This is a genomic window from Streptosporangium nanhuense (genome assembly GCF_059358815.1).
On sequence record NZ_JCADBG010000032.1, the window covers coordinates 11,178 to 26,166 of the forward strand.

A 14,989-nucleotide genomic window follows, 5' to 3' on the forward strand; every position below is an offset into this window, starting at 1 on the left:
GCGCCCCCGCCCCGGTGAGCAGCGCGCATCCCGCACTAATAGCGGGCCATGCGGCCGGGCACCCCGTGCCGGACCGGCGGACGGCATCGCGCCCGCTGCAATTACCCGTGGCAATCCGGCTCATGCGCGGCCGGCGAACCTTGATGTCCGCCGCGGACCGGCGCCTCGGCGCCCGCTTCCCGCCGTCCGGCTTAAAGCGATGATTTCATGCCGGGCCCGAACCTCCCGGCCGCCCACCGGCGGTGTGTTCGCCGGGCGAGGGCGGGAGACCCGGCTCGGCCGGGCGAAGGCGGGTTACCCGGCTCAGCCGGGCGAGGACGGGATGTCCGGCTTGGTGGGACCGAGGCGGGATGCCCGGCTCGGCCGGGCGAGGGCGGGATGCCCGGCCTACTCGTCCGCGGCCCGCGCGCCCAGTTCCTCGACGAGCGCCGCCCTGCCGCTCACGCCGAGCTTGCGGTAGGTGCTCGTCAGGCTCTTCTCGACGGCGCGCCGGGTCACCCCGAGGGAGTCGGCGATCCGCTGGTTCGTCCAGCCTCGCAGCACGAAGGCGACGACCGTCTCCTCCGCCTTGGTCAGCTCGCCGCGTTCGGGCGCGAACAGCCGCAGCGCCGGGCCGTTCAGCTCCGTGTCCCTGTCGCCCTCGGCCCAGGACACGCCGCGTTCCCCGGCCACCCGCACGCCCTCGGAACCGAACTCCTCCGCCTCGCCGGAATCCGTTTCGGCGAGCCTCCTGCCGAGGAGCGTGAGCGTGCGGGACAGCTCGATCCGGTCCTCCGAACCGCGGAGCGTGTCGACGGCCTGCCGGAGGAGGTCGACGCCCTCCTCGCCCGGGGTGATCATGCCGCGCAGCCGCAGCGCGCGGCCGTACACCGAGGGGGCGCCCCAGGCCCGCGCGAAGGCGTGTTCCTCGTCGGCCAGCTCGGCCGCCGCCTGGGCCCTGCCGAGCCGGTGGTTCACCGCCGCGGCCCACACCCGCCAGGGGTACAGCGCCGCGTTCGTCCACCCGCAGCGCGCCAGCTGCCTGCCGCTGTCGAGGAACCGGTACAGCGCGGCGGACAGGTCGCCGCGCGCCGCGTCCAGCATCCCCCGCACCATGCGATGCGCGACGACCACCCGCAGGTCGCCGCTCTCCGGGCTGGTGCGGGTCACCCGCTCGCCCAGCTCGACGTCCCGCGTCTCAAGCGCGATCATGGCGAGGGTCCAGATGGCCAGCGTCCTGGCCTCCGGCCAGGCGGGGTCGGCGTTGTCGGCCACGCTCAGCGCGGTGCTCCTGGCCTGGGCCACGTGCCCGGACGCGCGGAGGATCACGCTCCGTTCCGCGTTGACCAGCGCGGTCACCCCGTCGAGCTCCTGGCGCTGGGCCTGTTCGCGCACCGCCTCCAGCCACGGGGCCACCGAGGCCGCCGTGTCGGTGAGGACCAGGGCCTGGATCAGCAGCGGGAGGGCGGTGTGGGCGTGCCCGGCGCGCGGCGGCTCCCGCTCCAGGACCCGGGTGGCCAGGGCGGAGATCTCGGCGGCCGTGGCGCCGCCGGCCATGGTCGCCGCGTACGCGAGGACGGCCAGCAGCTCCCGCCCGGAGGCGGTGGAGACCGGCACCTCCGTGCCGAACTCCCGCAACCGGTCGGCCGCCGCGCCGAGATGCACGGCGTCCTGGAGCTGGAGGCAGCGGACGCGGGCCTCCAGCCGCAGGCCGAGTTCTCCTCGCGCGTACGCCGGCCCCCGGTCGTGGAACTGCCGCGCCACGTCCTGGACGAGCGCGCCCGACGACGGGTTGACCGCGCCGATCGCGGGCGGGATCCACAGCACCGCCTCCGCCCGTTCCGTCACCGAGGTGAGCATCGGCACGGCCTGCGCGATGTGGGTGACCGAGGAGGCGAGGTCGAACCCCCGCTCGGCGGCGGCCAGGTCGACCAGGAGGCGGCCCCTGGCCTCGCTGTCGGGCGGCCTGTCCAGCAGCGCGTGCCGGATGTAGCGGGCCGCCTTCCTTGCGGCACCGCGTTCGAGGGCGGTGCCGGCGGCCGCGCGCAGGACGCCGGTCTCCCAGGCCTCGTACCCGGAGGTGACCTGCAGGAGCTGGTCGGCGACGTGCTCGGCCGGGTGCCCGACGGTGTGCAGCAGCGTCGCCGCCCGGCGGTGCATCAGGGCCCGGGTGTCGGTGCTCATCGCCGACTCGATGCCGTACCGCACGCTCTGGTGGACGAACCGCGGGGCCTCGCCGCCGTCGAGCAGGCCGAGGCGGTCGAGGGTCTGCATCGCGGACTTGTAGTCGATGCTGTCCAGGCCGGCCAGCTCGTTGATCAGCTCCGGCTCCGCCAGGTCCCCGAGCACGACCATCGCCTGCGCGAGGTCCCGGACGACCGCGGGCTGGATGCCGAGGCAGAACATCCGCCGGTCGCGCAGGAGCGGCTGGCTCGCGGCGTGCACCTCGGCGGCCCGTGCCGCGACCGGCTGGAAGCCGGCCGCGCGCAACCTGGGCAGCATCGCGGCCAGCGAGGCGGGGTTCCCGCCGGACACCTCGTGACAGGCCCTGGCGAACTCGGGGTCGCAGGGCTCGCCGAACTCCTCGCCGACCAGCCGGCCCACTCCCTGGGCCGACAGCGGCCTCGGGTGCAGCGTGCGCGCCCCCGAGGCGGCGATCTCCCTGAGCAGGATCTGGTCCGAGGCCGCGCACTCCTCGGAGAAGGCCCCGGCGACCAGGACCCGCGTGCCGTCCAGCCGCCTGGCGAGGTAGGCCAGCCAGCGCAGGGACGGCGCGTCCGCCCACTGGAGGTCGTCGACCACGACCAGCAACGCCCCGTCCTCGCTGAGATTGGTGATCAGCGAGTTCAGCCCGTGCAGGATCGTCTCCTGCCTGAGCGACCGGTTCGGCCCCGTGGAGGACGAGTCGCCGAAGAACATCCCCCGCACCAGGTTCGCCGCGCCCCGGAACCAGCTCTCCCTGCGGGTCCTCTCCACCCCGGCCAGGAGCGGTTCGAACAGCTGCTGGGCGATGCCGAACGTGAAGTCCTGTTCGAGGAGCGTGCCGCCGGCGCGCAGGACCCGGGCGTGCGGGGTGGCCGCGTCGGCCAGGGTGCGCAGCAGTGCCGACTTGCCGACGCCGGGCGGGCCGACGACCGCCATCATGGACCCGTTGCCCGCCACGGCCGCCTGGACCGCCTGCTCCGCCCGAGCCAGCTCCTTCTCCCGTTCCAGCAGCGGCATGAGGTCAGTCACCCATGTTCCGCGGCGCCGGGATCGAGGCCAGCAGCGAGGCGAGCTCGGCACGGTTGGTGACGGCGAGCTTGCGGTAGATGGTGGTCAGGCGCAGCTCGACGGTCCGGACGCTCACCGACAGGATGCTCGCGATGTAGGCGTTCGAGTGGCCTGCGGCGGTCAGCCCCGCGACCCGCTCCTCATGGGTGGTCAGTAGGTACCTCGCTTCGTCCAGCACCGACGTTCTTTCCGCGACAAGCTTCGTGACAGGGCGACGGGACCGCCCGGTGAGTCTACCTGCAGGCGCGCCGATCCTCACCGCCGTCTCCGGCGGGCTCGCCACCGGGGACGCCCCGGCGGGCCCGGCCTGTGCCGTCGCGTGCCGGCCGCCAGGCGCCGGGTCCCGCGGCAACGGTACGGCGTGCTCGCGCCCGTCCGTCGCCTCGATGCCGCCCAGCACGTGTGACGCGCGCAGGCGCGCCTCGTCCAGCGCGCTGGGGGCGCCCCACTCCAGGGCCCGCTCCACCGCCTCCACCGCCAGCCGCCTGGCGGCCTCGGCGTTCCCGCACGCGCCGTACGCGGCGGCGGCCACCGATCGCCACGCCAGCACGGCGGGATTCGTCCAGCCCCTGGCCAGCAGCACGCGCCCGCACTCGTTGATGTCGCGCAGCGCGGTCACCGGGTCGGCCAGCTCCATGCGCACCCGGGCACGCGCGTACAGCAGCGCCGCCCAGGACACGCCCAGGTCCGCTCCCGGGGGGAACTCGAAGGCCAGCGACTGCTCGGCCCTCTCCACCGAACCGCCGGCGAGGTGCAGGCACGCCTCCGTCGCGACGAGGAAGGGAACCCGCCGCGGGTGCCAGGAGGTGAGCGGCAGCTCCGCCCGCGCCGCCTCGACGTCGTACCCCGCCTGCCCGAGGTTGCCCCGCCGCATCTCGCAGTGGCCGCGATGGATCAGCGCCAGCGCGGCCGGTGCCCGCGCGCCGCAGCGCCGGGCGTCGGCCAGGACCTCGTCCAGCCCGATCACCGCCTCGGCGACCTCGTCGGCCAGCAGCAGCGTCCTGGCCGCGTGGATCCTCGGGCCGAACGGCTGGTCCTCGCCTCTGACCTGGAAGGCCGTCCTGGCCAGTTCCCGCGCCCACGGCAGGCGCTCGCCCCGGACGGCCAGCATCCAGGCCGCGATGCCCGCCCGCACCGGATCTCCCGGCAGGTCGGACGGGTCGGGGAACGAGTGCGCGGGCAGCGCCGAGTCGTCGGTCGTGCACTCGTTCTCCGCGAGCCAGCCCATGGCCGCCAGCGACCCGAGCTCCGCTCCCCCCGCCTTCCGCCGCGCGTAGGCCGTCGCGACGGCGCGGTACGTGGCGGAGGCGTCGCCCCGCGAGCCGAGCAGGTCGGCCGCCCGGACGAGCGCCCCGACCGGCACCTCGGTCCCGCTGTTCAGCAGCACCTGCTGCAGCCGCCGGTCGCTCGTCTCCGAGCTGCGGTCCACCTCCATCATCGCGAGCTCGATGAGCAGCCGCTGCCGCTGCTCGTCCCTCACCGGTTCCCGGAGCGCCCGGCCGAGCAGGGCCGCGGCGCCCTCGTGGTCCCCGTCGAGACGGCGCCGGGTGGCCACCCGGCTCAGGAGGCTCACCACCCATCCGGCACCGACCGGCCGGGTGTTGAGCAGCAGCCGTGCCAGCCGCTCCTCGGGGATCGCCGCCCGGTACCCGAGCTCGACGGCGCGCATCGCCAGTGCCTGCCGCTCCCCGAGCGCCATCCCGGCCAGTGCCCTGTCGGCGACGAGAGGGCTGGCCGGCCACGGGTCCTTGCCGCCGGTCACCAGGCCCAGCCGCACCAGGACCGACAGCGCCTGCTCGGAGGACATCGTCCTCGGCGGCGCCAGGGAGGCGAGCAGGTCGAAGTCGAGGCCGCCCTCGCAGACCGCTATCACCAGGAGCAGCGCGAGTGCGTCCGCGGGCAGGTGGGAGATGACCCCCGCCACCCGGTCGCCGTTCACCTCTGCGGCCCGCTCCAGCAGGACCGGGACGTGGCGCGCGACGGGCGGCAGGGAGGCGCACACGAAATGGTCGAGTACGGCGAGCAGGGTCGCCGGGCTGCCTCCCGTGGCCTCGGTGGCCGCGGTCACGAAGGCCCCGTCGACGGGCCCGGCGTACCGGGAGACGATCACCTGCCGGACCCCGTGCTCGCGCAGCGGCGGCACGTGGATCACGCTGCGGGGCACCGGGCCGGGCTCGGCGACCGGCTCGACGGCGCACTCCTCGCCGGGGGCGCCGGCCTGGACCAGGAGTATCGGGGCGTAGCGCAGCCGGTGCGTCATCGCCGCCAGCCACGCCTTCGATCCCTCGTCCGCCCACCGGGCGTCGTCCAGGGCGATCAGCAGCGGGCGGTCTCCGGCGAGCGCCACGAACTCCCCGCACAGCGCGGGGATCAGGGTCGCGGCCGGCTGCTCCTCGGCCCACAGCCGCCGCGCGAAGGCCGGGTATCCGGCGCCGGCCAGCCCGGCGGTGATCTGCGAGACCGCGCTGTAGCGCAGGTCGGCCTCGGCGGGCGAGCAGCGGGCGAGGACGGCCGGCAGACCGGCCTCCCTGGCGAGGGCGACGACCACCCTGAGCAGGGCGCTCCTTCCCGTACCCGGCTCCCCGAGCACGGTCACCACGCCCGGGCGTCCGCGGCGCAGCACGGCCACCTGCTTGCCCAGCAGGCTTATCTGCCGCTCCCGCTCGGCCAGGAACTCCGGTGCGACATCCCTCCAGCGAGTGCCTCGCTCGGTGACACCCGCCGACCGCACGCGTGTCGGCCCGTACGTCGCGGCCGTCTCCTCCGCTAAAGCCATGCGCGTGACACCAGCTCGCCCGCGGCCGACGAGACCGTCGCGGGCTCCTCGCCGAAGCCCGCCGTGACGCGAGGACGGATTTCGGACTCCCTGCCGGGAACCTCCGTGACACGAGAACAGACCGAAACCCTCCGGCGCGGGTCCGGACTTCCGGCCACGATCGCCTCGGTGTCACGGACGGGCGCGGGAACCGCGGGAACTCTGCCTGTGACCTCGGCTTCGACCCTTTGTCCAGTATCGCTGAACATTTCGCACCTCGAATCGACGACGCATGCGCCTAATCTCAAGCACTCCGATCGCCTTCTGAGGAGACCTTAATCAGCAAAATGTTGGTTTACAAGCGTTTGCCTTGGATTTGCCTGTGATTACCTTTATTTATCTGTGTTCGGCGGCCTGACCACCTCTCCGACCGGCGATCGGATACGCCGGGACAACGCCTCCGGGAAGCGGGTGGCTCCCGGAGACAAGCAGGTGGCGGGGCACGACGACACCGGGCGACCCCACACCGGATCAGTACGGCGAGGCGCCCGGCGGCCTCACGCTCACAGGGGGATGTTGGTGTGGCGGCCCCTGCGCACCGGAGCGGCGGCCAGCGCCTCGCCGAGCCGCAGACGGGTGTGCGCCGGGTCGATCACCTCGTCCACGACGCCGATGCTCACCGCCCTGGCCACGCCGCCCGCGATCCTCTCGTGCTCCGCGGCCAGGCCGGACAGCAGCCCCTCGCGCTCGTCCGGCGCCACGGCGGCGAGCTTCTTGCGGTGCAGGATCTCCACCGCCGCCTTCGCGCCCATGATCGCCACCTCGGCCTCCGGCCAGGCGAACACGGCGGTGGCGCCGAGGGAGCGGGAGTTCATCGCGATGTAGGCGCCGCCGTAGGACTTGCGCGTGACCAGCGTGACCCGCGGAACGCTGGCCTCGGCGAACGCGTGCAGCAGCTTCGCCCCCCGGCGGACCACCCCCTCCCACTCCTGCCCGACGCCGGGCAGGTAGCCGGGGACGTCGACCAGCACGAGCAGGGGCACGCCGAACGAGTCGCACATCCGCACGAACCTGGATGTCTTGTCCGAGGACAGCGAGTCGAGGCAGCCGCCCTTGCGCAGCGGATTGTTCGCGATCACCCCGACCGTCCGCCCGGCCAGCCGGCCGAACCCGGTCACCATGTTCGGCGCCCACCGCGGCTGCAGCTCGACGAATCCCGGCTCCCCGCCCTCCTCGTCCCCTTTGTCCAGGATCGCCCTGACCAGCGGGCGCACGTCGTACGCGCGCTTGGGCGAGTCGGGGAGCAGGTGGCGCAGCGGCCGGTGCCCGCGCACCGCGTCCACGTCGACGAATCCCGGCTTCGCCAGCAGCGTGACGACCTGGCGGGCCCGGGCGAAGGCCGCCTCCTCCGAACCCGTGCTGATGTGGGCCACCCCGGACCTGCGGCTGTGCGCGTCCGGCCCGCCGAGGCTCTCCATGTCGATCTGCTCGCCGGTGACCGACCGGACGACGTCCGGGCCGGTGACGAAGACGCGGGCGGCGTCGGACATGATCACGATGTCGGTGAGCGCCGGGCCGTAGGCCGCGCCGCCCGCCGCGGGGCCGAGCACGACGGACAGCTGCGGGACCTCGCCCGAGGCGCGGACCATCGCGGCGAACATCTCCCCGATCTCGTGCATCGCCGCCACGCCCTCGTGGAGCTTCGCGCCGCCGGAGTGCCACACGCCGATCACCGGGCACCGCTCGCGCACCGCGAGATCGATGGCGCCGGCGATCAGCGGGCACTCGTCGACCCCGATCGCACCGCCCTTCAGCGTCGCGTCGGTGCAGTAGATGACCACCCTCACACCGTTGACCCGCCCGTAGGCCACCACCACCCCCACGCCTTCGCGCCGGTGGATGATCTCAAGCGAGCCCGGATCCGACAGCCGTGACATCCGGACCGCCGGGTCGCGATGGTCGAGGGGCGGCTCGTCCCGGTCCACCACAGCAACTGAGGGAAGTGTCATCGCCCACCTCTGCGAATCGCCCATTGTCCGAGACGCAAGTGAACCAGTGATGACTCCGTGAAACCCCTAGTCTTGGCCGCCCGGAAACGACTGGTTCCTGCACTCACGTCCCCGATGCACCGCGACCTCCCGGCCAGCCCCCGCCCAACTCACGGACACCGCGAGTTCTCGACCGGCCCCCGCCCCCTCCCACGCACCGCGCCCCGCCGGAGCGCGAACCTCTCGCGTCAGCGCAGCCGGAGCAGTCCCTCGTGCACGCGCGTGATGACGCCGATCGAGGGCCGGCCGTCGACCTCGGCGGGGGTGTGCTCCCTGAGCAGGTTCCAGCCGATCGCGTCGCCGACCAGGACCGCGGCCACCCCGATGGGCACCCTGAGGCGTCCCGCGATCTCGACCACCGCCATGGGCTCCTGGCACATGTCGCAGATCCGGCGGTACTCCGGGGACAGCGCGGGATCGCCGACGCTGAGCGTGCCCTCCGGCGTCACCGAGATCAGCGCGTCCATCCGCGGCAGGCCCTCACCGCCCGTACGCCCCCCGGCGAGCACGTACGGCCGCGGCCCGACCGGCCGCCAGTCCTGCTGTGAGTCCTGCCGTGAGTCCCGCGGGTACGGCGCGGGGTGCGGCGCCGCCCGGTCCGGGCCCGTCACCGGCCCGGGGCCGGCGGGAGGCACCGCGTCCGGGAGGAGCCCGGCGTGGCGGTCGCCGGCACCGGCCCCCGGCGTCTCCGGGTCGCCGTGCGCCCCTTCCCCGCCGACGTCGACGACGCCCGCCCCGGCATCCCGCGAGCCGTCGTCCCGCAAGCCGTCGTCCCACGTGCCGGCGACCCGCGAGCCGGCGACCCGCGACTCGTCGTCCCGCGTGCCGTCGTCCGCCGCTTCCTCCGCCTCCGCCTGCGCGGGTCTGGGCAGGAACTGGTGCTCGGCCCAGGTCCTGTAGTCACCCCAGCCGCCGAAGGCGGAAGGGGAGTACTTCGGTTTGTCGGCGTATCGCCGTCGCCGCCTCCTGCCGTTGGACATCGCCGGGGTCTCACCTGCTCTCGAAAGGTCATCTGACATCGAGATCGCGCGACGGCGGAAAATGATCATGTCGCTGGGATCACCGCTGTCCCTCACCCCGCGATCTCGTCGCGCTCGCCGCCCCCGCGAGGGTCTGCTGATTGTCCTCACCGATTCCTAGGGGTTTGCTTAGTGTTCGGCGAATTCCCTGGCGAGATTCCGCGAATTTCCCGGCCAGCTTCCCGGCGAGGAGAAGCGCTCCGTACGACGGCGACGGCCGCGTCGGCGGTCCCGGCGCTGACACGGCCTGTCAACTCCCGATCACACACCGCCCGGGACGGTCCGGGGCGCGCGTCACCCGCCCGCCGGCGTGCCCCGGCCCGCCCTGCCCAGCGTTTCCAGCGCCCATCCCAGATCCGCCCGGCCACCCACGTCCAGCTTGCGAAAGACGCTGGTGAGGTGGCTCTCGACGGTGCGCAGCGTGATGCGCAGGGTCTGGGCGATCTCCTGGTTGGTCGCGCCGGCCGCCGCGAGTTCCGCGACGCGCCCCTCCCCCGTGGTCAGCACGTTCTTGACTCCCCCCGCTCCCTGGTACATCCGGCCGCCCGCGGCGACGAGCCGGCCGCGGGCCCTCTCGGCCAGCCCGCGAAATCCGCACCGCACCGACAGGTGCACGGCACGGCGGAAACGCGCGCGCGCCGCCTCACGGTCGTCCACCCGTAACAGCGCCTCGCCGAGCAGGGTTTCGGCCCGGACCAGATACCAGCGCACCTGGGTCCCCGCCAATGTCTCCACCGCCTCGGTGAGCGTCTCCACCCCGTCGCGCCCCTCGGCGATCGCCCCCCTGGCCAGCAGGGCGAGCCCCCGCCCGGAGGCGTTCCCCCAGCCCTCGGCGAGTTCCTCGCCGTGCTCGGCGAACTCCCCCGCCTCGCTCCCGCGGCCCAGGTCCGCGAGGAGACAGGCCGCCTCCAGCCACCACGGCGCGAACATCGGGTTCCTGATGGTGAACTCGGCGAGCAGCGCGCCGCAGTCGGCCAGGGACGACAGCGCGCCCGCGTGGTCGCCTCGCGCCGCCGCCAGGTACGACCTCGTCATCAGCACCCGCGGATAGTCGAGGAGGGAGCCCTCCACGACCGGCGAGGCCATCTGGTCGAGCACGGAGGCGGCCTGGCCGAGGTCGCCCCGCCGGGCGAGCACCACGGCCAGGGTCGTCTTCGGCGCCGTCACGCTTCTCGACCACGGCCGCCCGTCCGCCAGCCTCACGGCCCTGACCGCGTCCACCAGCGCCCCGTCGACGTCGCCCGCCTCGCCCAGGATCCACGACCTCCTGGACAGGGCCGCCACCTGACCCCAGATGTCCCCCTTGCCGACGCCGTACGAGATCATCCGGCCCATGGCCCGTACCGCCTCCTCGACCTCGCCGGCGAGCGAGAGGACGTACGCGGCGGCGCCGAACGCCTGGCTCCAGAAGTTCTCGTCCGGGCCGCTGAGCGCCTGCCGGGCCAGCGGCACGCAGGTCTGGGCCGAGAAGCCGGACATCGCGAAGATCAGGGATCGCCCGGCGAGCAGTTCGCGCTCGCTCCCGGCGGCCACCTCCGGGGTCCGCAACGTCACCGACCACTCGGCGACCATCTTCGCGGTGGACCTGCGGTTCCATCCGATCAGCAGCAGCGCCGACTCGACCGGCGTCCGCGGCTCGCGGTCCTCGCCGGCCGCGTCGGCCGCGTCGTCGAGTTCCGCCAGGACGGCGTTCAGCACCGCGACCGCCTCCGGCTCCCTTCCCAGGGGCGGCGCGACCCTGGCCAGCTGGATGGCCAGGCGCGCCCTCCCCCGCACGTCGGCGGCCTCCCGCAGGCCGTCGCGGAGCATCGCGTACGCTCTCGCCGGATCGTCGTGCCCGATCAGCCGCGCGAGTTCGGCCCGCGTGCCGACGTCGGCGGGATCGGCCGCGACCAACCGGCCCAGGTAGCGCGCCGCCACCTCCGGCGTCCCGTTCAGCTCGGCGCGGCGCGCCCCCTCCCTGAGCGCGTCCCGCATCCAGGTCTCCGGAAGGTCGGGCAGCAGCGCCAGTTGCGCGCCGATCTCCTCGGCCGGCCGGCCCCCGTCGTTGAGGAGCCTGGCGGCCAGCCCCCGCCACCGGTCGAGCGTGGCGGCCGGCATGCCGCCCAGCACCGCGGCGCGCACACCGTCCTCGTCCAGTTCGGCCAGGCCGGCGTCGACGATCTCCTCGTCGCGCAGGATGCCGACCGCGGCGGCCACCAGCGGCTCGGAGACCCCGGACAGCATGCCCAGCAGTTCCGCGTCGGGGCGCCCCAGCACCGCGAAGGCCTCCACGACCCCGCGCACGTACGCGGGCTGCCGGTCGAGCGTCGCCAGCAGGTGCCCGGCGTAGAGCTCGGCCCCGAGTTCGGCGGCCCTGGACTCGCCCCGGGCGTCGGGCGGCACACCCTCCTCGCTCAGGCGCTTGAACAGCCCCGCGAGCAGTGCCAGATTGCCCCGGCACCTCCTGGCGCACACGCGGACGAACGGCTCCTTCGGTACGGCGTCCCAGCACAGCCGGGCCATCTTCCCGGCGTCCTCCTCCGACAGCGGCCCGAGGTCGACCACGCGGTGCCCGCGCGCGACGACACCGGGGACCGTCCGCCGCCCGCTCGTCAGGCCGGAGCGGTGCTGGGCGAGCAGGACGAACAGCGGGAGATGATGCCCGCGGTTCATCAGGAAGTCCAGCCAGGTCAGCGACTCCTCGTCGCACCACTGCGTATCGTCGAGCATGACGGCCACCGGTCCCGACACGGTCGCCTCGCTGACCCTGCGGAACAACCGGTGCGACAGCGGCGCGGTGCTCTCCTCCGCGTGGAACGGCGCCTCGCCGAACAGGCTCTCCGCGGCGTGCCAGGACAGGCGGGCCCCGGCGGGCGAGCAGGAGCCGCGCAGGATCACCACTCCGACACGCCGGGCATACCGTTCGAGGGCGTCGAGCAGGGCGGTCTTGCCCGACCCGGCCGGCCCCCGCATCAGCATCAGGCACGCCCCGCCCTCCGCGGCCCGGTCCAGCCCGGACACCAGCGTGCGGAACTCCGCCTCGCGGCCCACCGGTTTGGCCTCGCCGTGGAAGATCCGTCCCGACATGGTCACCATCCCGCTCCATCAAGTCACCGCGTGGCATATGGGCACGGGGGAACGCGCTTCGGGGGTCGGCCGGCCGAGACCCGAACATGGCTCCCGCCAGCTCTCATCCGAGATTCAACGGGCAGGCGAGCTAGTCTTTGATCCAGAAGATCTCCCATTCGGGCATCGACATGCCACCTCCGGATGGGTGCCCGGTCACTCGCCGATCCGGGTCGGCCGCGCCTTCGACGTTAGCTTCCCGAATCTTGTTCGGCAAAGCCCTCTTCACCCGGAGTCCGCCCGGACCCCGCCCGGATCCCGCCGGCGCCGCCGACCGTGACCGGGGCACGGCCCGGAGCCCTCAGGCCCGGAGCCCGGCGTAGAAGCGGTTGCACTCCTCGTACGCGGGAAGCATGCCCCGCCGCCGGGCCTCGGCGAGGGTCGGGGCCGCGGCGTCCTTGTCCGACAGCAGCGGCGCCACCCCGGCGGGCCACTCGATCCCCAGCTCCGGGTCGAGCGGGTCGACCCCGTGCTCGCGCCCCGGCGCGTATCCCTCGGAGCACAGGTACACCACGATCGCGTCGTCGGTCAGCGCCATGAAGGCGTGGCCGAGCCCCTCGGAGACGTAGACGGCCCGGTGGTCCTCGTCGTCCAGGATCACCGACTCCCACTGCCCGAAGGTGGGCGACCCGACGCGGATGTCGACGACCACATCAAAAACCGCACCTTTGACGCATTTGAGGTATTTGGCCTGGCTTGGCGGGACGTCGGCGAAGTGCACGCCGCGCAGTGTCCCCCGGCACGAGACCGAGTAGTTCGCCTGCGAGAGGGCCAGCGTCTGGCCGGTGCTCTCGCGGAAGGTCTCCGCGCGGAACCACTCGTGGAAACTGCCCCGGTCGTCGAGGAACACCTTCGGTTCGAACACCCACGCACCCTCGATGCCGAGCGAACGCATGCTCACCTCTCCCTCCGTGACCCTGCCCCGTCCGGGGAGTGGCGGTTCCCACCGGCTCGGCGAGAGCGCGAGGTGCCAGCCAGGTGCCGGTTGCCGGGTGCCGGGTGCCGGGTGCCGGGTACTCCCCAGCGGAGTCTCCAGGACCCCCGGCCCGTTGTGAACCCGCCGCCGCCCGCCATGAAGGCGTGCGCGACCTTCCGCGGGACCGTTCCAGAGGCCTTTGGCCGGGTTGTTCCAGGTAGACCCCCATCGGGCCGCTGACCGGCCGATCTGGCCACTTCCGGCCACCGGAGACGGCGAAGGGGGTCACGCGACCGCGTGACCCCCTCCGAGGACCTCTTCCGAGCGCCCGTCACCCCTGGACGGCGCGCCCCCGCGTTCCCGCCGATACGGCCGGACGGCGGGGGACCGTCCACCGGCCCCGGTCACCCACCCGCACGGGCACGGGCGATGACCGGGGCGGACCCTTCCCCCCGTCAGGGTCCATCTGGATCCGTCGGGGTTCGCCATGGTCCGTCAGGGCTTGTGCTGGTCGTAGCCGACGCCGTTGCACTGGCGGCCGCCGTTGATGCAGTGCTTGACCAGGGCCACCTGGCGCTGCTGGTCCCAGCCGTTCATGAAGTCGTAGTGGAAGGAGTAACTCACCCCCGAGGAGAACGACAACCCCTCGGTCCTGCCGCCGGGAAGCTTGTAGGGGATCTTCATCTCCAGCATCGGCACCGCCACCGGATGACTCGCCGGACACACCCCGCCCACCGGATACGTCACATGACCCTTGTGGTTCGCACTGTCGAGGTCGGTGCCGTTCCAGCAGCTCGGCGCCTGATGCCGCATGATCAACGACGAGCCCGAAGGGCACGACGCCGGGAAGTCCTTCGACTTCGCGTTGCCGCAACTCCAGTAACCCTTGAAATCCGCGGCCGACGTCATCTTCGTGTCACCGACGATCAACCGGAATCCCACCGGGAACGGTTTCACCGTCCGGTAATCCGAGACACCCGACTTGTAATAGATCGTCGCCCTCTCCGGCTTGACCGGCTTGCCGGCCTGCAACAACGTCGGCGACCAGTACGCCGAACCGTCCTTCGGATCCTGGCAACTCGTCGCCCCGGAGACCAGGGACGCGTTCGTCGACTTCGCGTCCGTCCCCTTGTTCCCGAAGAACGTGTGATTGTGGGCCGCACCCGCCAGGCCCGGATAAACGATCGGGTCGTCCGGCAGGTAATGCGTCACCGTACAGTTCGCCGCGAACTCCCGATACTGCGCCCGCGGCGGCGGCCCGGAGGACGTCGGGCTCGGGGACGCGGTGGGCCTGGGGGTGGGAGTCGTGGACACGGTGGGCCTGGGGGTGGCACTGGGGGTGGGGCTGGGGGACGCGGTGGGCAGCGCCCGCACCCGCTCCCCCTTCGCGAGGTACGCGGGCGACGCGGCGGCGGCCAGTTCCGTCGTTCCCGCGGCCAGGACAGCGTCCGGCGGGATCTGCGGGCTCACCGCCACGGCGAGCCCGGCGGCGAGGAGGGCGGCCGCGGCGATCCGGCCCGGGCGACGTCCCCGCGGCGCGAGGGCCCGGAACTCGGAGGCACCCGGCGGATCGGCGGCGGCCCGAGCCGGTCGTCGCTTCTGGTCGACCATGAAGGTCCTTTCGGATGACTGTTACGAGGCATGCCGGCGGGCCCGCGAGCCCGCCGGTGGAACGTGAGGCCGCCGCGCGGCCACGGTCCCGTGGTCGGCCGATCACCGGAGACACCCTGCTGCGTCCGGTCCGGTGAGCGAGTGCCCCGTGCGGCGGCGGGTCGTACGCTAACGGCGAGCGGGACGGTACGACCCGGGCCAAAGGTCCCGGTCCGGCCGTTGACCACGGCCTACTTCCCGGGTCCGTGCCCGCCTCCGGAGCCGCTTCTGCGGAGTGCGC

The 14,989-nt window shown here is 73.4% G+C and carries 7 protein-coding genes; all 7 read right to left on the bottom strand.

Annotated elements, in window-relative coordinates; all coding sequences use genetic code 11:
- Nucleotides 1-387 precede the first annotated feature (387 nt).
- The 7 genes from AC5L38_RS39350 to AC5L38_RS39380 all read right to left on the bottom strand — a co-directional run bounded on the left by AC5L38_RS39350 (nucleotide 388) and on the right by AC5L38_RS39380 (nucleotide 14,709).
- On the bottom strand, nucleotides 388-3,213 hold the full coding sequence (locus AC5L38_RS39350; protein ID WP_495247903.1) for an ATP-binding protein: 2,826 nt from the start codon (nucleotides 3,211-3,213) through the stop codon (nucleotides 388-390).
- Entirely contained in the window at nucleotides 3,206-6,028 is a 2,823-nt protein-coding gene (locus AC5L38_RS39355) for an AAA family ATPase (protein ID WP_495247904.1), read from the bottom strand. The genes AC5L38_RS39350 and AC5L38_RS39355 overlap by 8 nt, the downstream gene beginning before the upstream one ends.
- A 542-nt stretch (nucleotides 6,029-6,570) precedes the next feature.
- Nucleotides 6,571-8,016 carry an acyl-CoA carboxylase subunit beta gene (locus AC5L38_RS39360; protein ID WP_495247905.1) on the bottom strand — a complete coding sequence of 482 codons (1,446 nt, stop codon included), beginning with the start codon at nucleotides 8,014-8,016 and terminating at the stop codon, nucleotides 6,571-6,573.
- A gap of 227 nt (nucleotides 8,017-8,243) precedes the next feature.
- The gene (locus tag AC5L38_RS39365) at nucleotides 8,244-9,035 is read right to left on the bottom strand and encodes a DUF742 domain-containing protein (RefSeq protein WP_495247906.1); all 792 of its coding nucleotides are present in this window, start codon (nucleotides 9,033-9,035) and stop codon (nucleotides 8,244-8,246) included.
- 333 nt (nucleotides 9,036-9,368) lie between these two features.
- Nucleotides 9,369-12,152 carry a BREX system ATP-binding domain-containing protein gene (locus tag AC5L38_RS39370; protein WP_495247907.1) on the bottom strand — a complete coding sequence of 928 codons (2,784 nt, stop codon included), beginning with the start codon at nucleotides 12,150-12,152 and terminating at the stop codon, nucleotides 9,369-9,371.
- Nucleotides 12,153-12,483: 331 nt separating this feature from the next.
- Entirely contained in the window at nucleotides 12,484-13,077 is a 594-nt protein-coding gene (gene rfbC / locus AC5L38_RS39375; protein ID WP_495247957.1) for a dTDP-4-dehydrorhamnose 3,5-epimerase, read from the bottom strand.
- Between the two features lie 516 nt (nucleotides 13,078-13,593).
- Complete coding sequence (locus tag AC5L38_RS39380) at nucleotides 13,594-14,709, bottom strand: DUF1996 domain-containing protein (RefSeq protein WP_495247908.1); 1,116 nt, start codon at nucleotides 14,707-14,709, stop codon at nucleotides 13,594-13,596.
- Between the last annotated feature and the right edge of the window lie 280 nt (nucleotides 14,710-14,989).

Bases quoted from the DNA above. Each gene is read 5' to 3' on its own strand.
- AC5L38_RS39360 (WP_495247905.1), bottom strand. From the start codon at position 8,016: ATGACACTTCCCTCAGTTGCTGTGGTGGACCGGGACGAGCCGCCCCTC.
- AC5L38_RS39365 (WP_495247906.1), bottom strand. From the start codon at position 9,035: ATGTCCAACGGCAGGAGGCGGCGACGGCGATACGCCGACAAACCGAAG.
- AC5L38_RS39370 (WP_495247907.1), bottom strand. From the start codon at position 12,152: ATGGTGACCATGTCGGGACGGATCTTCCACGGCGAGGCCAAACCGGTG.
- AC5L38_RS39355 (WP_495247904.1), bottom strand. From the start codon at position 6,028: ATGGCTTTAGCGGAGGAGACGGCCGCGACGTACGGGCCGACACGCGTG.
- AC5L38_RS39380 (WP_495247908.1), bottom strand. From the start codon at position 14,709: ATGGTCGACCAGAAGCGACGACCGGCTCGGGCCGCCGCCGATCCGCCG.
- rfbC (WP_495247957.1), bottom strand. From the start codon at position 13,077: ATGCGTTCGCTCGGCATCGAGGGTGCGTGGGTGTTCGAACCGAAGGTG.